Origin of the sequence: Stenotrophomonas maltophilia (assembly GCF_039555535.1) — a bacterium.
GTDB classification, from domain to species: domain Bacteria; phylum Pseudomonadota; class Gammaproteobacteria; order Xanthomonadales; family Xanthomonadaceae; genus Stenotrophomonas; species Stenotrophomonas maltophilia_Q.
Map to the genome: position 1 here is coordinate 1,414,755 of NZ_CP154630.1, position 25,607 is coordinate 1,440,361.

The 25,607-nt window shown below is 67.7% G+C and carries 21 protein-coding genes and 1 tRNA gene; 12 read left to right on the forward strand and 10 right to left on the reverse strand.

All coding sequences use genetic code 11. The features are described from left to right. Positions 1 to 9 precede the first annotated feature (9 nt). From holA to AASM09_RS06590, 6 genes are all read left to right on the forward strand, one after another. A complete protein-coding gene (gene holA, locus AASM09_RS06565; protein WP_049427739.1) occupies positions 10 to 1,047 on the forward strand; it encodes a DNA polymerase III subunit delta in 1,038 nt (345 codons plus the stop codon). Next, positions 1,048 to 1,716, forward strand: coding sequence for a nicotinate-nucleotide adenylyltransferase (gene nadD, locus AASM09_RS06570; RefSeq protein WP_180848985.1), 669 nt, complete (start codon positions 1,048 to 1,050; stop codon positions 1,714 to 1,716). A 58-nt stretch (positions 1,717 to 1,774) separates the two neighbouring features. Next, a complete protein-coding gene (rsfS, locus tag AASM09_RS06575) occupies positions 1,775 to 2,185 on the forward strand; it encodes a ribosome silencing factor (protein ID WP_005410536.1) in 411 nt (136 codons plus the stop codon). 64 nt (positions 2,186 to 2,249) lie between these two features. After that, positions 2,250 to 2,720 carry a 23S rRNA (pseudouridine(1915)-N(3))-methyltransferase RlmH gene (rlmH, locus tag AASM09_RS06580; RefSeq protein WP_049427744.1) on the forward strand — a complete coding sequence of 157 codons (471 nt, stop codon included), beginning with the start codon at positions 2,250 to 2,252 and terminating at the stop codon, positions 2,718 to 2,720. Between the two features lie 22 nt (positions 2,721 to 2,742). Beyond that, positions 2,743 to 2,819, forward strand: a tRNA-Asn gene (locus AASM09_RS06585). A gap of 169 nt (positions 2,820 to 2,988) precedes the next feature. Continuing rightward, positions 2,989 to 3,924, forward strand: a complete 936-nt coding sequence (locus AASM09_RS06590; protein WP_370672011.1) for an alpha/beta hydrolase — start codon at positions 2,989 to 2,991, stop codon at positions 3,922 to 3,924. Between the two features lie 49 nt (positions 3,925 to 3,973). On the opposite strand, the gene AASM09_RS06595 is transcribed toward AASM09_RS06590, so the two are convergent. From AASM09_RS06595 to AASM09_RS06610, 4 genes are all read right to left on the reverse strand, one after another. Beyond that, the gene (locus AASM09_RS06595; RefSeq protein WP_049428959.1) at positions 3,974 to 5,395 is read right to left on the reverse strand and encodes a basic amino acid/polyamine antiporter; all 1,422 of its coding nucleotides are present in this window, start codon (positions 5,393 to 5,395) and stop codon (positions 3,974 to 3,976) included. A gap of 129 nt (positions 5,396 to 5,524) precedes the next feature. After that, entirely contained in the window at positions 5,525 to 8,338 is a 2,814-nt protein-coding gene (locus AASM09_RS06600) for a TonB-dependent receptor (protein WP_049428954.1), read from the reverse strand. Between the two features lie 197 nt (positions 8,339 to 8,535). Then, the gene (locus AASM09_RS06605) at positions 8,536 to 9,186 is read right to left on the reverse strand and encodes an energy transducer TonB (RefSeq protein ID WP_049428955.1); all 651 of its coding nucleotides are present in this window, start codon (positions 9,184 to 9,186) and stop codon (positions 8,536 to 8,538) included. Positions 9,187 to 9,402: 216 nt separating this feature from the next. Further along, positions 9,403 to 10,140: an SIMPL domain-containing protein gene (locus AASM09_RS06610; RefSeq protein ID WP_049428956.1), complete on the reverse strand. Its 738-nt coding sequence runs from the start codon at positions 10,138 to 10,140 to the stop codon at positions 9,403 to 9,405. Positions 10,141 to 10,269: 129 nt separating this feature from the next. On the opposite strand from AASM09_RS06610, the gene AASM09_RS06615 reads away from it, so the two are divergent. From AASM09_RS06615 to tldD, 4 genes are read left to right on the forward strand one after another with little or no spacing between them, the layout of a single operon-like run. Beyond that, complete coding sequence (locus AASM09_RS06615; RefSeq protein ID WP_049428957.1) at positions 10,270 to 10,878, forward strand: Maf family nucleotide pyrophosphatase; 609 nt, start codon at positions 10,270 to 10,272, stop codon at positions 10,876 to 10,878. Continuing rightward, on the forward strand, positions 10,871 to 12,358 hold the full coding sequence (gene rng / locus AASM09_RS06620) for a ribonuclease G (protein WP_049428958.1): 1,488 nt from the start codon (positions 10,871 to 10,873) through the stop codon (positions 12,356 to 12,358). Before AASM09_RS06615 ends, rng begins: the two co-directional genes overlap by 8 nt. A 30-nt stretch (positions 12,359 to 12,388) precedes the next feature. Continuing rightward, positions 12,389 to 16,246 carry a YhdP family protein gene (locus AASM09_RS06625; protein WP_343368889.1) on the forward strand — a complete coding sequence of 1,286 codons (3,858 nt, stop codon included), beginning with the start codon at positions 12,389 to 12,391 and terminating at the stop codon, positions 16,244 to 16,246. A 59-nt stretch (positions 16,247 to 16,305) separates the two neighbouring features. Then, on the forward strand, positions 16,306 to 17,751 hold the full coding sequence (gene tldD / locus AASM09_RS06630; RefSeq protein WP_049428311.1) for a metalloprotease TldD: 1,446 nt from the start codon (positions 16,306 to 16,308) through the stop codon (positions 17,749 to 17,751). Positions 17,752 to 17,792: 41 nt separating this feature from the next. Here the strand turns inward: tldD and yjgA are convergent, their stop codons facing one another. Next, complete coding sequence (yjgA, locus tag AASM09_RS06635; RefSeq protein WP_049428313.1) at positions 17,793 to 18,380, reverse strand: ribosome biogenesis factor YjgA; 588 nt, start codon at positions 18,378 to 18,380, stop codon at positions 17,793 to 17,795. Positions 18,381 to 18,448: 68 nt separating this feature from the next. Between yjgA and pmbA the strand changes: the two genes are divergently transcribed. Together pmbA and AASM09_RS06645 are read left to right on the forward strand one after the other, a co-directional pair. After that, positions 18,449 to 19,816 carry a metalloprotease PmbA gene (gene pmbA / locus AASM09_RS06640; protein ID WP_049428314.1) on the forward strand — a complete coding sequence of 456 codons (1,368 nt, stop codon included), beginning with the start codon at positions 18,449 to 18,451 and terminating at the stop codon, positions 19,814 to 19,816. A gap of 87 nt (positions 19,817 to 19,903) precedes the next feature. Continuing rightward, positions 19,904 to 20,275, forward strand: a complete 372-nt coding sequence (locus tag AASM09_RS06645) for a DUF4870 domain-containing protein (protein ID WP_049428316.1) — start codon at positions 19,904 to 19,906, stop codon at positions 20,273 to 20,275. Between the two features lie 81 nt (positions 20,276 to 20,356). On the opposite strand, the gene AASM09_RS06650 is transcribed toward AASM09_RS06645, so the two are convergent. From AASM09_RS06650 to AASM09_RS06670, 5 genes are all read right to left on the reverse strand, one after another. Further along, the gene (locus AASM09_RS06650) at positions 20,357 to 21,235 is read right to left on the reverse strand and encodes a polyprenyl synthetase family protein (RefSeq protein WP_049428319.1); all 879 of its coding nucleotides are present in this window, start codon (positions 21,233 to 21,235) and stop codon (positions 20,357 to 20,359) included. Next, positions 21,225 to 21,485 carry an exodeoxyribonuclease VII small subunit gene (locus tag AASM09_RS06655; RefSeq protein ID WP_005410522.1) on the reverse strand — a complete coding sequence of 87 codons (261 nt, stop codon included), beginning with the start codon at positions 21,483 to 21,485 and terminating at the stop codon, positions 21,225 to 21,227. Before AASM09_RS06655 ends, AASM09_RS06650 begins: the two co-directional genes overlap by 11 nt. A 36-nt stretch (positions 21,486 to 21,521) precedes the next feature. Continuing rightward, positions 21,522 to 22,808 carry a tRNA lysidine(34) synthetase TilS gene (tilS, locus tag AASM09_RS06660; RefSeq protein WP_180848983.1) on the reverse strand — a complete coding sequence of 429 codons (1,287 nt, stop codon included), beginning with the start codon at positions 22,806 to 22,808 and terminating at the stop codon, positions 21,522 to 21,524. A 545-nt stretch (positions 22,809 to 23,353) separates the two neighbouring features. Continuing rightward, positions 23,354 to 23,899, reverse strand: coding sequence for a WG repeat-containing protein (locus AASM09_RS06665; protein ID WP_049430108.1), 546 nt, complete (start codon positions 23,897 to 23,899; stop codon positions 23,354 to 23,356). After that, positions 23,896 to 25,602: an alkaline phosphatase gene (locus AASM09_RS06670; protein WP_049430109.1), complete on the reverse strand. Its 1,707-nt coding sequence runs from the start codon at positions 25,600 to 25,602 to the stop codon at positions 23,896 to 23,898. Before AASM09_RS06670 ends, AASM09_RS06665 begins: the two co-directional genes overlap by 4 nt. Between the last annotated feature and the right edge of the window lie 5 nt (positions 25,603 to 25,607).

A 25,607-nucleotide genomic window follows, 5' to 3' on the forward strand; every position in this document is an offset into this window, starting at 1 on the left:
GTCGCGACGATGGAACTGCGTCCGGAGCAGCTGGCCAGCCAGGGCGCTGACACCCCGCTGGCGCCGGTCTACCTGATTGCCGGCCCGGAAACCCTGCGCGTGCTCGAGGCAGCCGACGCCATCCGTGCGCGCGCGCGCGCCGCCGGTATCGGCGAGCGCGAGGTGTTCGACGCCGATGGCCGCGATTTCGACTGGAACCAGCTCGACGCCAGTTTCAATGCGCCCAGCCTGTTCAGTGCCCGCCGCCTGGTCGAGGTACGCCTGCCCAGTGGCAAGCCGGGCAAGGATGGCGCCGAGGTGATCAGCCAGTTCTGCGCCAACCCGGCACCGGACGTGGTGCTGATGATTACCGCCAACGAATGGAGCAAGGTCCACCAGGGCAAGTGGGCCGAGGCGGTCAATCGCATCGGTGTGCTGTCGGTGGCCTGGGCGATCAAGCCGCACGAACTGCCGGACTGGATCGAGCGCCGCGTGCGTGGCAAGGGCCTGCGTGCCGACCCTGCCGCGGTGCAGCGGTTGGCCGAGCGGGTGGAAGGCAACCTGCTGGCCGCCGCGCAGGAAATCGACAAGCTGGCGCTGCTGGCCGACGGCCAGCCACTGGACGTGGAACGGATGGAAGCGCTGGTGGCCGACGCCGCGCGCTATGACGTCTTCCGGCTGCTGGAGGCCACGTTCTCCGGCCAGCCGCCGGCGGTGCTGCGCATGCTGGCCGGCCTGCGTGGCGAAGGCGAGGCGGTGGCCGCACTGATGCCGATGGTGATCCGCGAGCTGTTGGCCGGTGCCGGCCTGGCCCGGGTACAGGCGCGCGGCGGCAATCTGGCCGCCGAAATGAAATCGCGCGGCATCTGGGAATCGCGACAAGCGCCCTACAAGCGTGCGCTGCAGCGGCACCCCGAGGGCAAGCGCTGGGAACGTTTCGTGGCCGAGGCCGGACTGGTCGACCGTATCGCCAAGGGGCGCGCCGACGGCGACGCCTGGCTGGCGCTGGAACGCCTGCTGGTAGCCGTGGCCGAACCGCGTGCCGTGCGCCTGCTGGTGCGGGCCTGAGTGATGAGCCTGCGGATCTATTACGGGGGCACCTTCGATCCGGTGCACCTCGGGCACCTCGCCATCGCGCGTGCTGCCCGTGACGAACTGCAGGTCGCTGTACGCATGCTGCCAGCGGCTGATCCGCCGCATCGCGCGGTGCCGGGTGCAACCGCTGACCAGCGCTTCACCATGCTCTCGCTGGCCATCGGCGATGAACCCGGCCTGCTGCTGGATCATCGCGAGCTGGACCGGGCGCTGCGTTTCCCGGGCCGCCCGTCCTACACCGTCGACACCCTGCGCGAGCTGCGCGGTGAACTGGGCCCCAGCCGGCCGCTGGCCTGGCTGGTCGGTGCCGACAGCCTGCTGGGCCTGACCCGCTGGCACGAATGGGAGGCGCTGTTCGGGCTGGCCCATTTCGTGGTGGCCGAGCGCCCGGGCAGTCCCCTGCAGGCCTCGGTGGATGGCGAACTGGGCCGCGCGCTGGAAGGACGCTGGGCCGACAACGAGCAGGCCCTGTTTGCCAGTCCGGCCGGGCGCATCCTGCGCCTGCATCACCCGCTGCGCGAGGAATCGGCCAGTGCCGTGCGTGCGCAGATCGCCGCCGGTGGCCCCTGGCGGGCGTTGCTGCCACCGGCCGTGGCCGACTACGTGGCCGCGCATGGCCTGTACCGCTCCCCTACGCCGTGAATGCCGCCGCCCCGGCTTGCCCGTATAATCGCCCCCACGTTTATCGAGTCGATCCACTTTGAGCAACCAGACCCAGCCCCAGACCATCAAGGTCGATCTGCCCAGCCCGCCGCCTTCCGTGCCGGAACTGCTGGCCAGCGTCCGCCAAGCCACCGAAGACCTGAAGGCCAAGGACCTGGTCGAGATCGACGTGCGCGGCCGGTCCAGCGTTGCCGATTACATGATCGTCGTTTCGGGCACCTCGACCCGCCACGTCAAGTCGATCGCCGATGAAGTCGTGCGCTTCGCCAAGAATCTCGACGTGATGCCGCTGGGTGTTGAAGGCGAGCGCGAAGCCGAGTGGGTGCTGGTCGACCTGGGCGACGTGATCGTGCATGTGATGCTGCCGCGCGTGCGTGAGTTCTACGCACTTGAGCGCCTGTGGACCGTTGGCGACCAGCCGCCGTCCAGCGACGACGAAGTGGCCTGAGCCTCACGTTGATGCATCCCTTCGACGGCGCCGATGGCGCCGTCGACGTTTTGGAGGACCGTTGATGAAAGCCCGCCTGATTGCTACCGGTGAACGCGCACCCAGCTGGGTGGCGCAGGGTTTCGCCGAGTACCAGAAGCGGCTGTCGCACTGGCTGCCGTTCGAGCTGGTGGAAATCGAGCCCGGCCTGCGTGGCAAGGGCCGTGATCCGCGCCGCGCCACTGAAGACGAAGGCAAGCGCGTGATCGCCGCACTGCCGAAGAATGCCTACGTGGTCGCGCTGGATGTGCCGGGCCGCCAGCTCAGTTCCGAGCAGCTGGCAAAGCGCCTGGAGCATTGGCGCGGGCAGGGCAGGGACCTTGCCTTCCTGATCGGCGGCCCGGAAGGGCATTCGCCGGAAGTCTCCGCGCTGGCCGATGAGAAGTGGTCGATCGGACCGTTGACGCTGCCCCACATGCTGGTGCGTCTGGTGGTGGCCGAGCAGTTGTACCGGGCCGCCGCAATGATTGCGAATCACCCCTACCATCGCGCGTGAAGAGTGGTTATACTAGTCGTCTGCCCGAATAGCTCAGCCGGTTAGAGCACTTGACTGTTAATCAGGGGGTCGTTGGTTCGAGTCCAACTTCGGGCGCCACCTTGAAGAGATCTGCATCGCAGGATGCAGGTCTTTTTTTTTGCCGTGTTGTAGAGCCGAGCCCATGCTCGGCTTCGAGAATGTAGCCGAGCATGGGCTCGGCTCTACAATCTGCTGCATCCAACCACGGATGTTGATCGTGCGCGCACTCCTGTCCCTGGGTTCTCTGCTGCTTGCGATGTTGCTGTTCGCTGAAGCGAACGCAGCCCCACCAACCTGGCATCCGCCGCAGGGCACCACCGAGCTGCCGTTGTGGCCGCAGGGCACGGTGAAGGCGCCGCCAAAACTGAAAGGTCCCGAGCAGGTTGGCGAAGCAGTTTCCAAGGCCAGCGGAGAACGCTGGACGATGCTGCAGAACGTGGCCGTGCCGACCCTCACCGTGTTTCCGCCGAAGGGACCGGCCAATGGCGCCGCGGTGATGGTGGTGCCCGGTGGTGGTTACCGGGTGCTGGCGATGGACCTGGAAGGCAGCGAAATCTGCGATTGGTTGAGCGCACAGGGCATCACCTGCGCGCTGCTGAAATACCGCGTGCCGGCGTCCGGCCCGAATTGGGATCCCGACTGCAACTGTCGCGACAACCCGACGGTGCCGATGGCCTTGCAGGACGCGCAACGTGCCATGGGCCTGCTGCGCGCGCAGGCACAGCGCTGGAACATCGACCCGAAGCGGGTGGGGGTGATCGGTTTTTCGGCGGGTGGTCACGTGGTGGCGGGATTGAGCACGCACGCACGTCGCAGCTACACAGCGGTCGACGCGGCCGACTCGCAGTCCAGCCGTCCGGATTTCGCGATGGTGATGTACTCCGGTCATCTGTGGGCCGGGCATGGCAAGGGACTCTCGCTGGTCAGGGACATCGTCGTGGATGACGCGATGCCGCCGACGTTCATTGCGCAGGCCACCGATGATCGCACCGATGATGTGCGCGAATCACTCGCCTACTACCAGGCGCTGATCGATGCAGGCGTGCCCGTCGAAATGCATCTGTTCGCCCGCGGAGGCCACGCGTTCGGGCTGCGCATGAAGGATGCACCGGTCACTGCGTGGCCGCGGCTGGCCGAGCGCTGGATGCAGGATATCGGCATGCTGCCGGAACGCCAGCGGTAGAGCCGAGCCATGCTTGGCTGCCCGTGCCAAGCCGAGCGTGGGCTCGGCTCTACAGTGCCAGCTCACCTCTGGAGAACGCCACCAGCGTAGCGATGGCCACCACCAGAATGGCACCGAACAGCACCCATTCCCAACGCGTAAATACCTGCTCACCGCGTTGGAGCCGGGTCAGTGCGAACACCACCACACCGGGCACATAGAGCAGGACCGACAGCAGCAGGTTGTCGAGGCCGCCGGCATACACCAGCCACAATGCATAGGCACTGGCCAGCAGGGCAACGACGAAATCGCGCCAGCGCACACCCGGTTCACCCGCATAGGCCTGGCCACGCCAAGCCAGCTGCACGCCGAACGCGGTCGACAGGAAGTAGGGCACCAGGCTCATCGACGCAGCCAGCAGCACCAGGCCGGTGTAGCTGCCGGAGTTGACCAGCACCAGCAGCAGGAACAGCTGGATCAGCCCGTTGCTGAGCCAGAGCGCGTTGGCCGGCACGCCGCGCGCATTCTCGCGTCCCAGGAAGGCCGGCATGGTGCCGTCGCCCGCAGCGGCGTACAGCACTTCGGCACACAGCAGCACCCAGGCCAGCAGCGCGCCGAGTACCGAAATGATCGAGCCGACGATGATCACCGTCGCGCCCCACTCGCCAACGATGGCGCGCAGCACGTAAGCCATCGACGGATTGGGCAACCCCGCCAGTTCGGCCTGCGACAGCACGCCCATCGACAGCAGGCTGACCAGCACCAGCAGCAGCCAGACGCCGAGGAAGCCGATCACCGTGGCGCGGCCGACATCGGCGCGACGGGCCGCGCGCCGCGAGTAGATGCTGGCACCTTCGATGCCGATGAATACCCACACGGTCACCAGCATCATGCCGCGCAGCTGCTGGCCGAGGTCGCCAAGTGCGGGGGTGCCCAGGAAATCGGCACGGAACACATCCATGCGGAACGCGCCGGCGGCCAGGATCAGGAACAACGTGATCGGCAGCAGCTTGGCCACCGTCACCAGGCCGTTGACGATGGCGGCGGTGCGCAGGCCGCGCAGCACCAGCAGGTGCACGGTCCAGAGGAGTAGCGACGAAGCGGCCACGGCGGCCGGGGTATTGCCTTCACCGAAGACCGGCATGAAGTGGCCGAGGCCACTGAAGATCAGCACGAAGAAGCTGGCGTTGCCGAGCACCGAGGCAACCCAGTAGCCCCACGCAGCGGAGAAGCCGATGTAGTTGCCGAAGCCTTCGCGCGCGTATGCGTAGATGCCGGTATCGAGGTCCGGCCGGCGGTTTGCCAGGGCCTGGAAGACGAAGGCCAGCATCAGCATGCCGGCGCCACTGACCGCCCAGCCGAGCAGCGCCGCCGCCGGCCCGGCGCTGCGCGCCACGTTCTGCGGCAATGAAAAGATGCCTGCGCCGACCATCGAGCCGACCACCAGTGCGGTCAACGCGGGCAGCCCGAGGCGTTGTGAGGTCGCGGCCATGATGTCCCCTGCGGCGGTGATGCCGCTGCCCCACGGTAGCGGTGTGCGCGTGAACATGAACGCAAGGGGCCGCAACGACGAAGGCCCGGGCAGGTGCCCGGGCCTTCGAAGGTGGTGCGTTGAACGGTATTACTTGAAGGTGTACTTGGCGCCGACGGTGAAGTAACGGCCGATGGCGCCGCTGAAGTGCAGCGGGTTGTAGTTCACGCCACCGTAGGTGGTGGGGTCGAGCGGAGCGATGCGATCAAACACGTTCTGCACCGAGGCATTCAGCTCGAAGGCTTCGGTGATGTTCCAGCGGCCGGACAGGTCGAAGGTGGTGAACGAGGAGATCTTGGTGACGTCGGTACCATCGGCGTACGAGAACTGGTACGAGCCCTCCGGACCACGGAAATCCTTGTTCTCCATCTTGGAGATGTAGTTGGCAACGCCGCTCACGCTCCACGGACCCTGCTTCCAGGTGGTGCCGAAGTTGATGCGGTCCCTCGGCGTGCCGATGCAGTTGGTCACGTCACAGTTGCCGTGGGTGCCGGCGTAGTCGCGGGTGACGTCGGCATCGGTGCGCTCGAACTTGAGCACATGGCTCCACTGCAGGTCCATTTCCAGCTGGCCCGGGCCGATATCGAAGGTCTGGCGGATATCGGTATCGATACCGCGGACGCGAGTCGATGCGGCATTGATGTACGCAGTGTTGACGGCCAGGATGCTGCCGGTGCCCGGGACGCCGTTGAGCAGGTTGTTGTCACGCAGCACATTGCCCGCCGCGATCGCCGCACCCGTATCGCCCTGGGCGATTTCGTTGGTGCGCTTGATCTGCCATGCATCCACGGTCAGCGAGGTGGTGGAGGTCGGCTGCAGCACGATGCCCACCGAGTAGCTCTTCGACTCTTCCGGCTTCAGGTCCTTGTTCGGACGGGTGATGATCGCGACCGGCAGAGCGCCGCAATCGTCGGGGGTCGCGCCTGGTGCAGGGTTGCCGCCCGGGCAGCGCACCGGGTCGGCAGCATTGGAGAAGGCAGCCAGTCCACCATCGCCGTTCTCGGCCGGGTTGGGCGCGCGGAAGCCTTCGGCGTAGCTGGCGCGCAGGGCGATCCAGTCAGCCGGTGTCCACTTGATGCCCAGCTTCGGCGTCGCCTTGCCTTCGCCGCTTTCGTACTTGTCGTAACGCAGTGCGCCGGACAGTTCCAATTGTTCCAGTACCGGTGCCGACAGTTCCACATAGCCGGCGTAGACGTTCTGGGTGCCGTCGTAGGCCGAATAGCCCAGGCCGATGATCTGGCCCTGGTCGGTGAAGGTCTGCGGGGTCAGGCTGTTGCTGGTCTTGCGCCACTCGGTACCGATCGCCAGGCCCAGCGGACCACCCTTCAGGTCCATCAGGCTGCGCGACACGGTGAAGTCGAACATGTCCAGGGTCGACTTGGCACGTGCACTGATCCGCGGCGAGATGAAGTCGTACAGCGCCTGCGAATTGAGGTTGGCGTTGTCGCCGATGCGCCACACACCACCGGCACAGTTCGGATTGGCCAGGGCGCAACGCACGTTGTCGTAGTTGAGGAAGCCGGTGCGCTTGTTGACCAGGTCGGTGCCGGAGTGCAGGTAGGCGGTATCGTAGCTCCAGTCACCCCAGTTGCCCTTGACGCCGACCAGGAAGCGGGTGAACTCGTTGGAGTTGTCGGTCACGCGCGGGCCGACATCCCAGGCCGAGTAGCGCAGGCGCGAGGCCTGGCCCGGGATTGGGTTGTCCGGATGGTTCGGGCCCAGCACTGTGGCGCCATCGCCACTGTTGGCGTTGATCGGGCCACCGGGGTAGCCCCAGCCACCGGAAACACCGGACGGCGTGTTGCTGAAGGTGGTGTCCTTCTTCGAGTAGCCGATCTCGGTGTAGATCTCGCCGCCTTCGCCGAAGGCGAAGCTGGCGCGACCGAACACGTTGACGTACTTCTCTTCCGGGGTCAGGTCACGGTACAGCTGGTTCGGATCCCAGAGGCAGCCCTGTGCCTGGGCGGTCGCGTCGTTCTGGCCGGGAATGGTGGTCAGGCCGGCACAGCCCGGCAGGGCGACCAGGTGGCCGGTGCTGTCGTACACCGAACCATTCGGACCCACGCCGCCGCGGGTACCGCCGCTGAGGAAGGCGCCGCCCAGGAACTGCGCGTTGTTGCCGTAGCCCCACGGGCGGGTGTCGCCGGTGCCGATCCACTTGCGGTTCTTGCGATCGCTGATCTTGATCGCGTCGGTCTTGCCGACGTCGAGGCTGAAGAAGGCATTCCAGCCGTCGGTTGCGAGGTCGCCAGTACCCGCGGTCAGGGTCGCCTTCTTCGCGTCGCCATCGCCGTCGCCGGAGACACCGTAGGAACCGCGAAGGATCGCACCCTGGAAGTCACTGCGCAGGATGATGTTGACCACGCCGGCGATGGCATCGGAGCCATAGATCGCCGAGGCGCCATCCTTCAGCACTTCCACGCGTTCAACGGCGTCAAGCGGAATGGTGCTCAGGTCGGTGAAGACCTTCTGGCCGTCATCGGCCAGGCCGTAGGTGGCCATGCGGCGGCCGTTCAACAGGACCAGGGTCGATCCCGCGCCCAGGCCACGCAGCGAAATGCCGGCACCACCGCCGGCGAAGCCGTTGCCGAAGGTCTTGGGAATGGAGCCGGAACCATCAGCAGTCAGGGTCTGCAGGTATTCGGCAACCGTGGTCTTGCCGGTGCGGTCGATTTCCTGACGGGTCACCACCTGCACCGGGGACGGTGTTTCGGTGTTGGTGCGCGGAATGTTCGAACCGGTAACCGTGATGCGGTCCAGGTTGGTGGCCTTTTCCTGCGCGAACGCTGAGGTGGGAGCCACGGCGCCAACCAGCAGCAGGGTGCCGCCGGTAAGGATGTGGGTGATGGACGATGCCAGGGTGCAGCGGCGGCGGCTGGCGGGCCGTTGGATCAGGTGTTTCACAGCTTCTCTCCTAACTGGAAAACCGTAGCGTTGAGGGCTGTCTCCGGAGTGTCCGGGACGGGCCAATCTAGGTTTCCGACGGGTGACGAAGTCGTGAAATTTTGCTTAATCCGTAACGTTTGAGGTTGAACTTTGCCGAGTTTGGCATTTCAACTCCGGAGGCCGGTCCGACAGGCGGTCGGACCGGCCCCGGATCGTCAGTCCGGCAACGAGAACTGCACCGGCACCAGGCCGATGGCCGGTACCGCTATGCCATCACGCTGGGCCGGTTCAAAGCGCCAGCGCTTGAGCACCTGCTGGCGTGCGGCCTGGTCCAGGTGGCGCGAGCCACTGCTGCGCTCGATGCTGACCGCGACCGGCTGACCGCTGCTGTCAACCTCCACCCGCAGCAGCACCGTGCCCTGCTCATGGTTGCGCAGGGCCGGCACCGGATAGGCCGGAGGCGGTGCACTGCGGTACTGCAGCTGGGCGCCGGCCAACGGCGTGCTGGTGTCGATGCTTGGTGCGAGTGGCGGCGCGGCCTGCTCGGCGGCCGGCAGCGCGATGCCCTGGGTTTCTTCTGCGGTCGCGGTAGGGGCGGGCAGTGGCGGTGTCGCCGGCTGTGCCTGTGGTTTCGGCACGACCCGGGCGACTTCCTTCGGTTCCTGCAGCACCGGCGGGGGCGGCGGGGGCGGGATCTTCTCGATCAGCCGGACCGTGGTCTTGTCACGCGGGACCTGCACGGCCTGGTAGGTCGCCGGAATCAGCAGCAACAGGAACGCGAGCAGGTGCAGGGCGATGGCCGCGCTCCAAGCGGCAACGCGGGCGGGGTCGAAGTGCGGGGATGCAACGGGATACGTACGAACCATGGTCCACCTCCATGCCAGTGACGAAGTCCTCAACGCACCAGGGCCCGTGGCGGGGTTGCCGCACGCGGCTGGCAGTCAATCATTAACGCCAGGGCCCGGCCACTGCCTAGAGGCAGGGGCAGGATCGTTGGGCTGGCCTTCAGCCAGCCGCCCCGGCTCACATGAAAAAGGCGGGCCCCCTGCGGGACCCGCCTCTGTCCAACGGAAGGGATGGGATCAGCGACCCAGTTCGAACACCACGTCCAGGTTGACCGAGACGGTCGATTCACCCGGTGCGACCGGGGTGGCCTTGTCCATCGCCGCGCCGGCCGACATGGTCCGCATCATCGGCATCGGACGGTAGCCGCCGCCGGCGTTCTCGGAAATGCTGACGATGCGGCGCACCTGCAGGCCCAGCGACTTGGCATAGGTCTGGGCACGGGCCTGGGCCTTCTTCAGCGCGGCGAGCCGGGCTTCGTCATAGACCGGTTCCGGCTGGTCGATCTCGAAGCTGGGGCCGTTGATCTGGTTGGCACCCTGCGCGGCCAGCGCGTCCAGCACCTTGCCGAGCTTGGCGATGTCGCGGACCTTCAGGCTGACCGTGTTGCTGGCCTGGTAGCCGGTGATCTTCGGCGCTTCGTTGTCGGCATAGCGGTATTGCGGGTTGAGGCTGACGCCGCTGGTCTGCACGTCGCGTTCGGCGATGCCGGCGGCCTTGATCGCGGCCAGTACCTTGTCCATCTGCTGGGCGTTCTGGCGCATGGCGCTGTTGCCATCGGCGGCCTGGGTGACCACACCGGCCGACAGGGTGGCGACATCCGGCACGCGGGTGGCCTCGGCGTTGGCCGAGATGTTCAGCAGGGTGCCTTCGGCCGCGGCGGCGATCGACGGCGACGACGGGGCGGCATGGGCGGTCATCGAGGTTCCAAGGGCGAGGGACAGGGCGAGCAGCAGCGGGGTGGCGGTCAGGCGCATGGGATCTCCTTGTTGTGCGGTGAGGGTGGTGTCGCAGCGATGAACGCGCTGTGAGCCCGTTCGGGGTTGTACGCGTTCCGTAACGGGTTGCCGACGATTCAGGTGACGGGCTCAGGTTATGCTGTGCCGATGCTCTATCTTGCTTCCCGCTCCCCCCGACGCAACCAGCTGCTGGCCCGACTCGGACGCCCCTTCCAGGCCCTGGACCTGGAGGTCGTCGAGCAGCGTGCCGCGACCGAGAGTGCCGAACAGTATGTGTGCCGGGTCGCCGCCGACAAGGCACGCGCCGGGTTGGTCCGGGTGCTGACCGGAGACCCGCAGGCGCGCGTGCTCGGTTCGGACACCGAGGTGGTGCTGGACGGTGAAGTGTTCGGCAAGCCGGCCAACGCCGCCGACGCGCGCGCGATGCTGGCGCGACTGGCCGGGCGCACCCATCAGGTAATGACCGCCGTGGTGGTGGTCGGTGCGGATGGTCTGGACAGCGAACTGGTCATTTCCGAAGTGACCTTCGCGCCTATCGCCGACGCCGACATCGCCGCCTACGTGGCCACCGGTGAGCCGCTGGACAAGGCCGGCGCCTACGCCATCCAGGGCGGGGCCGAACGCTGGATCGAACATCTTTCCGGCAGCTACTCCGGCGTGATGGGACTGCCGCTGCTGCACACCGATCGTCTGCTGGCGCGCTGCGGCGTGCCGGCCCCAACTGCTGATGCCGCCAGGGAGGCTGCCGATGTCTGAGGAAATCCTGGTCAATGTGACCCCGCGCGAAACCCGGGTCGCGGTGATCGAAAACGGCATGCTGCAGGAACTGCACATCGAGCGCGGCTGGCGCCGTGGCGTGGTCGGCAACATCTACAAGGGCAAGGTGCAGCGGGTCATGCCCGGCATGCAGGCCGCGTTCGTCGAAGTGGGGCTGGAGCGCGCCGCGTTCCTGCACGCCAACGACGTGGTGCGCCCGGCGCCGGTAGCCAGCGCCGACACCGAGAACACCACCCTGCCGCCGCCGGCCAGCGTGCCCATCGTCGAGCTGCTGCGTGACGGCCAGGACATCGTGGTGCAGGTGGTGAAGGACCCGATCGGCACCAAGGGGGCACGCCTGACCACGCAGATCAGCATTCCGTCGCGCTACATGGTGCTGCTGCCGCAATCCAAGGTCGTGGGCGTGTCCGCGCGCATCGAGGATGAGGCCGAGCGCGCCCGCCTGAAGGCCCTGGTGACCGAGCTGTCTGCGCAGCATGGCGGCTACGGCTACATCGTGCGTACCAACGCCGAAGGCCAGCCGGCCGAGGCCATCGCCGAGGACATCGCTTACCTGTCGCGGGTCTGGAACGTGGTCGAGCGCCGCGGCCGCGAAGCGGCCTCGTGCAGCAACATCTATGAGGACCTGAGCCTGCCGCTGCGTTCGGTGCGCGACCTGATCCGCAAGGATGTGGACAAGGTGAAGGTGGATTCGAAGGAGACCTTCGGCCAGCTGCAGGCCTTCGTTGCCAAGTACATGCCGGTGCTGGCCGAGAAGCTGGAGCTGTACGCCGGTGATCGCCCGATCTTCGACATGTTCGGGGTGGAGGACGAGATCGGCCGTGCGCTGGACAAGCAGGTGCCGCTGAAATCCGGTGGCTACCTGGTGATCGACCAGACCGAGGCGATGACCACCATCGACGTCAACACCGGTTCGTTCCTCGGCCAGCGCAACCTGGAAGAGACGGTGTTCCGCACCAACCTGGAAGCGGCACAGGCAGTGGCACGGCAGCTGCGGCTGCGCAACCTGGGCGGCATCATCATCATCGACTTCATCGACATGGATGATGCCGAGCATCGCCGCCAGGTGCTGCGCACGCTGGAAAAGGCGCTGGCCCGCGACCATGCCAAGACCACGGTGTACGACTTCTCGCCGCTGGGCCTGGTGGAAATGACCCGCAAGCGCACGGTCGAAAGCCTGGAGCGCCAGCTGTCGGAAACCTGCCCGCAGTGCAGCGGCCGTGGCAGCATCAAGACCACCGAAACGGTGACCTACGAGATCTTCCGCGAGATCACCCGTGCCGTGCGCCAGTTCGATGCCGCGCGCCTGCTGGTGATCGCCTCGACCAAGGTGGTGGCGCGCATCACCGACGAGGAATCCTCGGCGGTGGCCGAGCTGGAGGAATTCCTCGGCAAGAGCATCCGCTTCCAGGCGGACGAGCAGTACCTGCAGGAGCAATTCGATGTCGTTCTGCTCTGATCCTCGCCGGCCGCAGGCCGGCGGTGGCCGATGAGCGCGCCGCCGCGCCTGCGACTGCGAAGGATCCGCCGTCATTTCATTGCCGCCTGCGCGGTGGGCCTGGTCGGGCTGGCACTGCTGGTGGGCACTCTCAGCCAGCTGCTGCCGCTGGCCGAGCGCCATCCCGACAGGATTGCCGCCTGGTTGAGTGAACGCGCCGGCCAGCCGGTGCATTTCGATCAGCTGCAGACGGCCTGGACCCGGCGTGGTCCGCTGCTGCAGCTGAAGGGCCTGCGCATCGGCGCCGGCCAGGGCCTGGCGATCGGCGAGGCCGAGGTGCTGGTGTCGATGTACAGCGGGCTGCTGCCCGGCCGCTCGTTGACCGAACTGCGCCTGCGTGGCCTGGCACTGGACCTGCAGCAGGGCGAGGACGGCCGCTGGTCGGTGCGTGGCCTGCCGCAGTCCAACACCGGCGGCGATCCGCTGGACGCGTTGCGCCGGCTGGGCGAACTGCAGGTGATCGGTGGCCGCCTGGGCGTGCATGCGCCGGGCCTGGGCATCGACACCACGCTGCCGCGCATCGACCTCCGCCTGCGCGTCAACGGCCAGCGCCTGCGGGTGGGCGTACGGGCATGGGCACAGGCCGACGCGCTGCCTTTGACTGCGGTACTGGACGTGGACCGCGCAGGCGGCAACGGCCAGGCCTGGCTTGGCGCAGACCCCGTTGATTTCCACGCCTGGTCGCCGCTGCTGGCGGCCGGGGGCATCCGCCTGCGCGAGGGCAAGGGCGAACTGAACCTGTGGCTGACCCTGCGCGATTTCGCGCCGGTGGCCCTGACCACTGATTCGGACCTGCGTGACGTCCGCATCGATGGCGCACCGATGCCCGACGTGGCTGCTCCGCAGCTGCAGCTGCAGCGCGTGCAGGCCCGCCTGCGCTGGCAGCGCCAGGCCGATGGCTGGGCGCTGCAGGTGCCGCGCCTTCGTCTGAAGACGGAAGACGGCGAACAACAGCTCGATGGCCTGCACCTGCAGGTCGGCAAGCAGTTGCGGGTTGGTTCCGGCGAGGTACAGGCCGGTACCGCGCTGCGCGCCCTGGCGCTGAGTGATCGCCTCGACCCCGGCCTGCGCCATTGGCTGTTCCTGTCCAAACCGCAGCTGGATGTGCGTGAGCTGCAGCTGGCCGGCGAACGTGATGGCCCGTTGTGGGTCCAGGGTGAGCTGCAGTCGCTGGGCTTCGCCAGCGTGGGTCACTCGCCGGGCCTGCGTGGCCTGGGGGGACGCTTCGAGGGCGATGCCGATGGCTTCAGCCTGCAGCTGCAGCCGCAACGTCAGCTGCAGTTCGATTGGCCGACGGGCTTCGGCGTGCGCCACGACCTGCATCTGGCCGGGCAGGTGGTGGGCTGGCGCGACGAGGCCGGTGGCTGGCGCATCGGCACTGCGGCGATGCGGGTGGAAGGGACCGATTACGCGGCCGATGTGCGTGGCGGCGTCTGGTTCCAGGGTGACGGCACGCGGCCGTGGCTGCAGCTGGCGGCCAAGCTGGACGATGTGCCGATGACCGCGGCCAAGCGGTTCTGGATCCATTCCAAGATGAGCAAAGGTGCTACCGACTGGCTGGACATGGCACTGGCCGGTGGGCAGGTGCGCAACGGTGTCGGCCTGGTCAGTGGTGACCTGGATGACTGGCCGTTCGACAACCATGATGGCCGCTTCGAGGCCACCGGACACATCACCAACGGCGAGATCCGCTTCCAGCACGATTGGCCGCTGATGCGCCAGGTCGATGCCGATATCGCCTTCATCGGCCCCGGCTTCGATATGCGTGGGCGCGGCGATCTGGCCGGCGTGGCGGTACAGGCATTCGAAGCGGGCATTCCGGACTTCGGCCAGCAGCCGCTGTATGTGCGCGCGGATGCGCCCAGCGATGCGGGCAAGCTGCTTGCGATGCTGCGGCAGAGCCCGCTGCACAAGGACTATGGCGATACCCTGGACAACCTGGTCGCCAGCGGCCCGGCGCATGTGACCTTCGACCTGCTGCAGCCGCTGCACCACGATGAAGGCGGCGGTCACCTGCAGGGCACGGTCGACCTCAATGGTGTGAAGCTGGTGGACAAGCGCTTCCAGCTGGCCTTCGACAACATGCATGGGCAGGCGCGCTACAGCAATGGCGGCTTCGGTGCCGAGGAACTGGCGGTGCGCCACCTTGGTCAGGACGGCCGCTTGAGCCTGCGCGCCGGCGGCTACGTGCACGACAGTAGGCTGGCGTTCGAGTCGCAGCTGGCGGCCAACCTCGACGCCGGCGTGCTGATTGACCGCGCCCCGGAAATGGCGTGGCTCAAGCCCTATATCGCCGGTACCTCGCCATGGACCATTGCGGTCAACCTCCCCAAAGTGGCACCGGGAGCGCCCGCACCGCCCAGCGAGCTGCGCCTGAGTTCGGATCTGGTGGGAACCCGCCTGGACCTGCCGGCGCCCTTGGACAAGCCGGCCGCCGAGCCGCTGGCGACCACGGTGGCCGCGCAGCTGCCGATGGGCGCTGGTCGCATCGATGTGGCCTTTGGCCAGCGCCTGGCCCTGGCCGCGCGCAGCCACAACAACCGCACCGGTGTGCAGGTCACCCTGGGCAGCGACCATGCCGATCGCGAGCCGCCGCCGAGCGGACTGTCCGTCAATGGTCGCAGCCCGACCCTGGATGCGCTGGAGTGGATCGGCCTGGCCCGTGGTGGCAATGACGATGACGGCATGCCGCTGCGCGCGGTGGACGTGCAGGTTGGCAAGCTGATGCTGATCGGTGGCGTCTTCGAACAGACCCGCCTGCAGCTGCAGCCGGGCCCGCAGGCACTGGATGTGCGGCTGGACGGACCTTCGCTGGCCGGTCGCCTGACCGTACCCAATGCCGAAGGGGGCACCATCAGCGGCCAACTCGACCGCGTGCACTGGCAGTCGCTGCCGCCGGCACCGGGCGCACCGGCCGCGCCAGTGCGGGTGCAGGCGGGCGCCAATGACATGGATCCGGCCAAGCTGCCGCCGTTCGCGCTGGACATCGCCGACCTGCAGTTCGGCAAAGTCGTGCTCGGCCAGGCGGTGCTGCGCACGCGGCCGCTGGCCAACGGATTGAACGTGGACGAGCTGCGCTTCCGTGCACCGGACCAGGAGATTGACATCAGTGGCCGCTGGCTGGGCCGCACCGGTGGCGCCCGCACCGAGCTGACCGCGCAGGTGCGCAGTGAAGACCTGGGGGGCCTGATGCAGAACCTCGACTACGGTGGCCAGCTGCGGGGCGGTTCCGGCCAGGCACAGCTGCAGGCGTCGTGGAGCGGGGGGCCCTCGGACTTCCAGCTGGCCAACCTGCAAGGGCGCCTGGACCTGCACGCACGCAACGGCCAGCTGCTGGAACTGGAGCCCGGCGCTGGCCGCGTGCTCGGCCTGCTCAGCGTGGCCCAGCTGCCGCGTCGCCTGATGTTCGACTTCCGCGACTTCTTCTCCAAGGGCTTCGCGTTCAACCAGGTGGATGGCAGCGTGCAGTTCGGGCAGGGCATGGCGCGCACCGACAAGGTACTGATCGAGGGTCCGGCGGCGAACATCACCATCCGTGGCCAGGCCGACCTGCGCAACCAGCAGTTCGACCAGACCATCGATGTCAACCCGCGCGCCGGCAACCTGCTGACCGTGGTCGGCGCGGTGGCAGGTGGCCCGGTGGGCGCGGCGCTCGGCGCGGCCACCAATGCGGTATTGTCCAAGCCGCTCGGCGAGATCGGCGCCCGCACCTACAAGGTGACCGGCCCATGGAAGGAGCCGAAGGTGGAAGTGATTGAACGCAGCCGCGACAAGACCCCGCCAGCGCCCGTGCCGAGCCCGGTCCCGGCCGTTCCGCCGACCGTTACCGACCTGCCACGCTCGCGCTGAGCGTGGACCTCCTGTTCACGGGGCTTGCCTGAGCGCCCCCGCACCCCCAGATCGAGACCATGACTGATATCGCCCTGACGCTTGCCCAAGACCGCCTGCTGCGCCCCGGTGGCCTGGATACCGCTGGCCTGGAGCGCACCTTCGGGCAGTTGCTCGGCCCCGGAGTCGACTTCGGCGACCTTTATTTCCAGCATGCTCGCCGCGAGAGCTGGAGCGTGGAGGATGGCATCGTCAAGGACGGTGCCCACTCCATCGAGCAAGGCGTGGGTGTCCGCGCGATTTCCGGCGAGAAGACCGGTTTAGCCTATTCCGATGACATCCATGCCGACGCGCTGCTGGCCGCGGCGCAGTCGGCGCGTGCGATCTCGCGCGAAGGTGGCGCGCAGGCCGGGCGCTCGCTGCTGCGCGGCAATGCACGCGCGCTGTACCCGGCGCTGGATCCCATCGATGGCGTCGGCAACGAGGCCAAGGTCGAGGTGCTCAAGCGCCTGGACGGCTACCTGCGTGCCGCCGACCCGCGCGTGAAGCAGGTGATGGTCAGCCTGTCCGGTGGCGTGGATACGGTGCTGATCGCCCGTAGCGACGGCGTGCTGGGCGCTGACGTGCGCCCGCTGGTGCGCCTGAACGTGCAGGTGATCGTCGAACACAACGGTCGCCGCGAGTCGGGCTATGCCGGCGGCGGTGGCCGCTATGGCTATGAGGAACTGTTCGCGGATGGCCGCCCGGAAGCGTTCGCGCGCGAGGCCCTGCGCCAGGCGCTGGTGAACCTGGACGCCGTGCCGGCACCGGCCGGCGTGATGCCTGTGGTACTGGGCCCGGGCTGGCCCGGCGTGCTGCTGCACGAGGCGGTCGGCCATGGCCTGGAAGGCGATTTCAACCGCAAGGGCACCAGCGTCTACGCTGGCCGCATTGGCGAACGCGTGGCGGCACCAGGCGTGACCATCGTCGACGATGGCACCCTCGACGGGCGTCGCGGTTCGCTCAACATCGACGACGAAGGCCACCCGAGCCAGTGCACCACGCTGATCGAGGACGGCATCCTGGTCGGCTACATGCAGGACAGCCTCAATGCACGCCTGATGGGCATGGCACCGACCGGCAACGGGCGCCGCGAATCGTTCGCGCACCTGACCATGCCGCGCATGACCAATACCTACATGCGTGCCGGTCAGCACGATCCGCAGGAAATGATCCGTTCGGTGAAGAAAGGCCTGTATGCGGTCAACTTCGGCGGCGGCCAGGTCGACATCACCAGCGGCAAGTACGTGTTCTCGGCCACCGAGGCCTACCTGATCGAGGATGGCCGCATCACCGCGCCGGTGAAGGGCGCGACCCTGATCGGCAACGGTCCGGAGACCATGCAGAAGGTACGCATGGTCGGCAACGACCTGGCCCTGGATGAGGGCGTGGGTATCTGTGGCAAGGACGGGCAGAGTGTGCCGGTGGGTGTCGGCCAGCCGTCGCTGTTGATCGAGGGCATCACCGTCGGCGGTACCCAGGCCTGAGCCGGGCGATGGCCAGCGCCACCGCCCGCGCCGGCGCGGACTCAGTCCTCGTCGGCTTCGTCGGTCTCGATGTGGCCGGCGTCTTCGGCGCTGGCCTTCAGGCCGAGCGCCGCCGGCAGCATCAGTGCGCGCAGCACCTGGTAGATCTCGCGGTAGGCACGCGGCGGCTTGTTCTTCGCCTTCTCGGCCTGCGCATTGCGCACCAGCGTGCGCAGCTGCTGGCGGTCGGCCTGCGGGTAGTCGTCCAGCAGGGCGGCCAGCGCCTTGTCACCTTCGGCCAGCAGGCGCTCGCGCCAGTCTTCCACGCGGTGCATCATCGCCACCTCGCGGCGGCCGGTTTCGCTGTTGGCATCCAGCGCATCGCGGATCGCATCCAGCGTGGCGTCTTCTTCGCGGCGCATGTGCTTGGCCAGGAACGCCAGCTGGCGCTTGTGGGCGATGTGGGCGGTGATGCGCTTGCACTCGGCGATGTGCGGCAGCAGGTCTTCCGGGATCGGCAGGCGCGCCAGCTGGGCCGGTGTCAGCGACACCAGTTTTTCGCCCAGGGCCAGGACGTCGAGCGCGTCGCGCCGGTTCTGGCTGCGGCTCTTGTCGTGGAATTCACCGGTTTCTTCGTCGCGTCCGCGCATCGTCCATACCTGATTTCAAAAAAAGTCGCCCGGCGTGATGCCGGGCCCAACCCGTACAGGATAAAGCATTGAACGTGATCGCCCCTGAAGCCGCTGTCGGCGACGACAGCCCGGCCCGGCTGGAACGGCTGGCCGACCTCTCCCAGCAGCTGCTTGACCGCGCCCGCGCGCTGGGCGCCAGCCAGGCCGAAGTCAGCTGCAGCGAAGACCGTGGGCTGGAGGTCAATGTCCGCCTCGGCGAGGTCGAAACCGTGCAGTCCACCCGCGACCGCGGCATCGCCGTCACCGTGTACTTCGGCCAACGCAAGGGCAGCGCCAGCACCGGCGACCTGAACGAGGCCAGCCTGGCGGCCACGGTCGAGCAGGCCTGCGCCATCGCCCGGCATACCGAGGACGACCCGGCCGCCGGCCTGGCCGAGGCGGACCTGATGGCCACCCACTTCCCGGACCTGGATGGCTGGCACCCGTGGGCGCTGCAGGCCGACGAGGCAGTGGACCTGGCCCTGGCCTGCGAAGCCGCAGGCCGTGAGGCCGATGCGCAGATCCGCAATTCCGACGGCGCCTCGGTGTCGAGCATGCAGAGCCTGTCGGTCTATGCCAATTCGCATGGCTTCATCGGCCGTGAGCGCGGCACCCACCATTCGGTCGGTTGTGCGCTGATCGCCGGGCAGGGCGATGGCATGCAGCGTGACGGCTGGTACACCAGTGCGCTGGCTCGCGAGGACCTGGAGGACGTCGGCCTGGTCGGTCGTCGTGCCGCCGAGCGCACTGTCGCCCGCCTGCAGCCGCGATCGCTGGCCACCGGCAGCATGCCGGTGCTGTTCGCCCCGGAAGTGGCGCGCAGCCTGGTCGGGCATCTGCTGTCGGCGGTGTCCGGTGGTGCCCTGTACCGCCAGGCCAGCTTCCTGCTGGACAGCGTTGGCCAGCGCCTGTTCCCGGAATGGATGCAGATCGAGGAGCTGCCGCACCTGCGCCGCGGCCTGCGCTCGGCAGCCTTCGACGGCGATGGCGTCGCCACCCGGGCCTCGGCGCTGGTCCGCGACGGCGTGCTGCAGCGCTATGTGCTGGGCAGCTACTCGGCACGCAAGCTGGGCCTGCAGACCACCGCCAACGCCGGCGGCGTGCACAACCTGCAGCTGGCGGCCAACGCCGGCTCCCTGCAGGACATCGCGCGGCAGATGGGCGACGGCCTGCTGGTGACCGAGCTGATGGGGCAGGGCGTGAACGGCGTGACCGGCGACTATTCGCGTGGCGCGGGTGGCTTCCGGGTCGAAAACGGCGAGATCCAGTACCCGGTGGACGGGATCACCATCGCCGGCAACCTGCGCGAGATGTTCAGCAGCATCGAGGCGGTCGGCAGCGACGTCGATCCCCGCTCGCACATCCGGACCGGTTCGATCCTGTTGGGGCGGATGACCATCGCAGGTAATGATTGATGCCGTCGATGGCGTAAGCTATGCGCGCCTGACGCAATCAGCTGGGTGCTGGTTGGTCAAGACCACCCAATGAAAAGGAGTTTTGTCGTGAGTGAATTCGATAACGTCCCGCCGCCGCCGGCCACCACCGACGTCCCGGCCGACCAGCGCACCATGGCCCTGGCCGCGCACCTGCTGGGCATCTTCACCGGCTTCATCGGCGCGCTGATCATCTGGCTGATCAACAAGGATGACGCGGGCAAGGCCTTCGTGACCGACCAGGCCAAGGAAGCCCTGAACTTCCAGATCACCGTGACCATCGCCATGATCATCAGCATGATCCTGATGATCGTGATCATCGGCGGCATCCTGGCGCCGATCGTCGGCATCATCAGCCTGGTGTTCAGCATCATCGCTGCGGTCAAGGCCAACAACGGCGAAGCCTACCGCTACCCGTTCGCGCTGCGCCTGATCAAGTAAGATCGTCCGCACGCGGAACTGAAAACGCCCGGCATTGCCGGGCGTTTTCGTGTGCGGGAAATGCCGGGCCGCGTGCAGCGATCAGTGATCGCGTTCCACCGCCAGCGTCGCCAGTGCGCGCAGCGCATCGGCCTCGTCGCCATACCCGGCCAGCAGGGCCTGCATGCGTGCCGCCAGTTCCTGCAGCTGCGCCTTCGCACCGTCCATGCCGAGCAGGGCGGGGAAGGTGCTCTTGTCCTGTGCCTGGTCCTTGCCGGCGGTCTTGCCCAGCTGTTCGGAACTGGCTTCGACATCGAGGATGTCATCGCGCACCTGGAAGGCCAGGCCAAGCGCATCGGCGAAGCTGTCCAGCTGGGCCAGCTGCGGTCCGTGGGCCTGGCCGCACAGCGCGCCCATGCGTACCGCCGCCCGGATCAGCGCACCGGTCTTCAGGGCATGCATGCGGGTCAATGCTGCCAGTGTCTGCTGCTGGCCGGTGGCATCGATGTCCAGCGCCTGGCCGCCGCACATGCCGGAGGCACCGGACGCGTGGGCCAGGGTCTGCAGGCAGGCCACGCGCAGCGTGGCGGGCAGTGGCGCATCGGCCAGCAGGCCGAAGGCACGGGTCTGCAGTGCGTCGCCGGCCAAGATCGCGGTGGCTTCGTCGAAGGCGATGTGGGTGGTCGGCTTGCCGCGGCGCAGGGCATCGTCGTCCATTGCCGGCAGGTCGTCATGCACCAGTGAATAGGCGTGGATCAGCTCGACGGACATGGCCGCTGCGTCCAGGCTTTCAGGCTGCGCGCCGAACAGGTGCCCGCTGGCATACACCAGCAGCGGGCGCATGCGCTTGCCACCGCCCAGCACCGAATAGCGCATGGCCTGGTGCAGGCGCTGCGGTGCTTCGGCAGGCGAGGGCAGGGCAGCGTCGAGCTGGCTTTCGATACGGTCGCGCCAGCGCTCGAACAGAACCTCAGCCGTCATGGCTGGGCGGATCGAAAGGCTCGGAGGCTTCCGGCTGCGCCGGATCGCTGAGCAGGCGTACACGCAGTTCGGCCTGCTCCAGTGCCTGCTGGCACTGGCGGTACAGACCGACGCCACGTTCGTAAGCACTGAGCGACGCTTCCAGGCTCAGCTCGCCGGTTTCCATCTGCTCCACCAGCTGCTCCAGCGATTCGAGCGACTGCTCGAACTGGGCGACCGGGGAGGCGTTTTCAGGGGACTTCTTGGCCATGCGGCAAGTGTGGACGGGCCGCGCGCGGGGGTCAATTCACCAGCCGCCGGGACGCCACTGGAGCTGTGCCTCGTTGGCCTGCAACCAGGCCTGCAAGGGCGCGGCGATGACCACGTCGGCGGCGGCCAGCAACTGCGGGCCATCGAAGATCAACGGCAGCTGGGCGCGTCGCCAGGGGGCAAGATGTTCGCGTTGCAGGCAGTCCTTCAGCGCATGCGAATGCTGGCGACCCGGCAGCAGGATGCGCTCACCGCCCACGCGTGCACGGACCTGCAGTGGTTGTTCGAAAGCGCTGGCGCCAAGCAGGCTCAGCTGGCCACCGTCGGGCAATGGCAGCGGTGCTCGGCCATCCCAGGCGGCCTGCCAGTCGAGGGGCAGCGAGGGCAGCCGGGCCGGCAGCAGGTAGGCATGGTCACGCCATTGCTGGATCACGTGATCCTGCCAGCGCACACGCGCCTGGCGGTCGATGTCGGCCGGCAACAGCTCCTCCAGCGCCTGCTGCAACACCGTGGCCGGCAACGGTGCTGCGCCGTGGCCGATCACCCAGGCGCGCAGCACGCGTGCCGCGCGCGCCGGCGACACTTGGCGCAGCAGTTCCAGTGACAGCACGCGCGGTGCCACTTCCAGGTGCGCGATCAGCTCGGCGTCTTCCTCGTCCAGCAGTTCGCGGGTCTGCCGGCAATGCGTCGCGCTGCCGGCCAATGCCGCCGCCGCGTGCGGCCAGCGCTGGCGCAGCAACGGCAACACCTGCAGGCGCAGGAAGTTGCGATCGGCGTGGTCTTCGGCGTTGCTGGGGTCTTCGATCCATTGCAGCGCGTGCTGCTGGGCGTAGTCGAGCAGCGCGGTGCGCGGCGTCGACAGCAGTGGTCGCCACAGGTGATGTTCGCCAAGACGGCTGCGTGCGGACATCGCTGCAAGGCCATCGACGCCCGAACCGCGCAGTGCGCGCAGCAGGAAGGTCTCGGCCTGGTCATCCTGGTGCTGCGCCAGTGCCAGCGTTTCACCTTCGCGCAGCTCAGCCGCGAAGGCGGCACGTCGTGCCTGGCGCGCCGCGCCTTCGAGGCCGAGGCCTGTGGTGTCGTCGACCTGTACGTGATGCACGGCCAGCTCGATACCGAGGGTCGCGCACTGCTGCTGGCAATGCCGTACCCAGTCGTCGGCGGCTGGCTGCAGGCCGTGGTGTACGTGCACCGCACGCAGCGCCGTGCCGGAAGCCTGGGCGCAGCGCCATAGCCAGTGCAGCAGCACGGTGGAGTCGACACCACCGCTGTAGCCCACCAGCAGCGGCGCATCCAGCGGAACGAGGGCGGGGAAGGCAGTCACGGCGGCAAGTATAGGGTGGGGTTTACTTGGCAGGGCTGCGCCCTGCACCCGCTACGAGCCAGAGCAACAGCAACAGCAACAGCAACAGCTGGTCAGCTGAGGGATGGCGGGGTGGGTCCGGTTGCGGGAGACGCCGTAAACCCATCCTTGGGGGCTTGGCCGCGGCATCCATGCCGCGGACACTCCCGCAACCGGACCCACCCCGCCTTCGACAGTTTCCTGCGAACTGTCGGAATTGCTCTTGGGGTCAGATCCGTTTTCCGCAGGAAAACGGATCTGACCCCGGATTCAATTCGATATCTGACAGATGTGATCCACGCAAAGCGTGGATGGTCCAACCGTCACCGGGAACCTGTCGAAGGCGGGGCACTGTGGGTTTGCGGGGTGTGAGCCGCATGGATGCGGCGACCAAGCCCCCATGGATGGGTTTACGGCGTCCCCGCAAACCCACAGTGCCCCGCCATCCCACGGAATGCACGCTGTTGCTGTTGCTTCGGCCGTTGCCGTTGCGTCTGCAGGTGCAGGGCGCAGCCCTGCCGAAAACCCTACTTCACCCGACGGCCCGAGCGGTCGATCCGGAACCGCTCTCCGCCTTCCATCGGCGTGTGGCCATCGCCATCCGGCGTGCCGCGACGGCAGCCGTTGCAGACCTCGGCCACGCCATCGCGGAATGGCCAGGCGAAATCGAAGGTGCCCGGCACTACCTGGCGGAATGTCAGATCGAAGTAGCCCACGCGATTGCCGACGCGCCCGCGCAGCAGGCCTTCCTCCGGTGTCTCCGGGCCGTTGTCCCAGGTCAGCACCGGCAGGCTGCGGCCCTTGCGGTCGATGTAGTGGAAGCCCTGATCGGCATATACCACGGCCAGGCCGTGGTCGTCGTAGTTCAGGTCCTTCAGCGTATCGGCGCTGATCTTCGGCCGGTGATCGACCACCTCGCAGTTGGGCAGCGGCCACAACCCGTGTTCGTCGGTCAGCAGCTTGCAGGCCGGTGCCTGCGCCAGCGCGCTGGAACTGGCCAGCGCGCCGAGCAGGGCCAGCGACCGCGCGAAACGGCCGCGGGCGGGGGCAGGGCGGGCCTGCGGCACGATCACTTGGCCTCGGCCTTGCGTTCGAAGGCCGTCGGTGCCGGCAGCTGCACCGGTACGCCCTTGTCATCGCAGGTGCCGGCCTGGCACAGGCGCTCGCGCAGGGCCGGGGTGGCCTGCACGATCATGTGGTAGATCGCGTTCTGTTCCAGCGTGCCGCGGATCGCCTTGCTGCCCGGGCCACGCGCCCAGATGCCGACGTCTTCACCACCATGCGATTCGGACTTCATCGGCACCAGTGCTTCCTGCATGTAGTCCGGATGCTCGGTGTCGACCTCGCGCAGGTTCGGGCGGCCGTTGGCCGGTTCGAAGCTGCTCGGGTTGTGCGGGTAGCGCTTCGGGCCGGCCGGCTGCTGGTTGCTGCTGCCGGTATGGCCCGGGCCATTGGCGTAGCTCAACGTGGTGTAGGGCTGGCCGGTGCCGTCCAGCGCGTAGTCCAGCTTGCCGGCACCATCTTCGCCGCCCTTGTCCTTCACCTTGCCCAGGATCGGATTGCCGCGTGCCGGGTAGCCGACGAAGTTCAGCGTGTGCGAGTGGTCGGCGGTGACGATGATCAGGGTGTCGTCGGCCGAGGTCAGCTCGTTGGCCACGCGCACCGCGTCGGACAGCGCCACGGTCTCGGTCAGGGCACGGTAGGCGTTGCCGCTGTGGTTGGCGTGGTCGATGCGCGCGCCTTCGATCATCAGCACGTAGCCTTCCTGGTGCTTGGCCAGATTCTTGATGGCTGCCGCCGTCAGTTCGGCCAGGCTCGGCTCACCGCCCGGATCCTGCGGGCGCTCGTACTCGTAGCGCATGTGGTCCGGTTCGAACAGGCCAAGGATGGCCGGCGCATCCGCGGCGGCGGCCAGCTGCTTGCTGTTCCACACGTAGGCGCCCTGCGGGTGCGCCTGCTGCCATTCCTGCACCAGGCTGCGGCCATCCAGGCGCTGGCCGACCTTGTCGTCGTACTCCGGGTCGCGCTCTTCCACCGTGGTGAACTCACCACGGCCGCCGCCGAGGGCGACCAGCGGGCCACGGCCATAGCGCGAGGTCGACAGCAGCTGCTGGGCGATGTCCTTGCAGCCTGCGGCCTTGGCCGCGTCGGTCAGGTCGGTGTCGTTTTCCCAGTTGCGCTCGGGCGAGTGCGCATAGGTGGCGGCCGGGGTGGCATGGGTCAGGCGCGCGGTGGATACCACGCCGGTAGCCAGGCCGGCGCTGTCGGCCAGCTGCAGCCAGGTCAGCAGGCCCTTGGACAGGCTGTCGGCACAGTCGGTGCGGCTGCCGGCACTGACGCCGATCGCACCCATGTGGGTCTTCACGCCGGTGGTGATGGCGGTCATGGTGCCGGCCGAATCGGGGGTCTGCGAATCTGTGTTGTAGGTCTTGCTGAACGCCGTGGCCGGGAAGCGCTCCCAGGACAGCAGGTTCTCTTCGCCGGAGCCGCCCTTCTGCTGGCCTTCGTAGATGCGCGAGGCGGCCACGGTGGTCAGGCTCATGCCGTCACCGAGGAACAGGATGACGTTCCTGGCCTTGCCGGACATCGCGCCGTTGGCGGCGGCCTGGGCGGCGCCGCTGCGGTACCACCACTGCGGTGTCTCGCCGGCCGGGTGGGCGACGGGATCGACGGCGACCTTCAGGCCGGCCGGAGCGGACGCGGGTGCGGTGCTGGCGCAGGCGCCCAGCAGCAGGGTGGTGGCGCAGGCGGCCAACAGGGAGACGGAACGGCGCATGGACG

Coding starts and splice junctions, on each gene's coding strand:
- holA (WP_049427739.1), top strand. CDS start 10: ATGGAACTGCGTCCGGAGCAGCTGGCCAGCCAGGGCGCTGACACCCCG.
- AASM09_RS06670 (WP_049430109.1), bottom strand. CDS start 25,602: ATGCGCCGTTCCGTCTCCCTGTTGGCCGCCTGCGCCACCACCCTGCTG.
- AASM09_RS06610 (WP_049428956.1), bottom strand. CDS start 10,140: ATGCGCCTGACCGCCACCCCGCTGCTGCTCGCCCTGTCCCTCGCCCTT.
- AASM09_RS06615 (WP_049428957.1), top strand. CDS start 10,270: ATGCTCTATCTTGCTTCCCGCTCCCCCCGACGCAACCAGCTGCTGGCC.
- AASM09_RS06595 (WP_049428959.1), bottom strand. CDS start 5,395: ATGGCCGCGACCTCACAACGCCTCGGGCTGCCCGCGTTGACCGCACTG.
- AASM09_RS06625 (WP_343368889.1), top strand. CDS start 12,389: ATGAGCGCGCCGCCGCGCCTGCGACTGCGAAGGATCCGCCGTCATTTC.
- rng (WP_049428958.1), top strand. CDS start 10,871: ATGTCTGAGGAAATCCTGGTCAATGTGACCCCGCGCGAAACCCGGGTC.
- rlmH (WP_049427744.1), top strand. CDS start 2,250: ATGAAAGCCCGCCTGATTGCTACCGGTGAACGCGCACCCAGCTGGGTG.
- AASM09_RS06655 (WP_005410522.1), bottom strand. CDS start 21,485: ATGGCCAAGAAGTCCCCTGAAAACGCCTCCCCGGTCGCCCAGTTCGAG.
- AASM09_RS06605 (WP_049428955.1), bottom strand. CDS start 9,186: ATGGTTCGTACGTATCCCGTTGCATCCCCGCACTTCGACCCCGCCCGC.
- tldD (WP_049428311.1), top strand. CDS start 16,306: ATGACTGATATCGCCCTGACGCTTGCCCAAGACCGCCTGCTGCGCCCC.
- yjgA (WP_049428313.1), bottom strand. CDS start 18,380: ATGCGCGGACGCGACGAAGAAACCGGTGAATTCCACGACAAGAGCCGC.
- AASM09_RS06650 (WP_049428319.1), bottom strand. CDS start 21,235: ATGACGGCTGAGGTTCTGTTCGAGCGCTGGCGCGACCGTATCGAAAGC.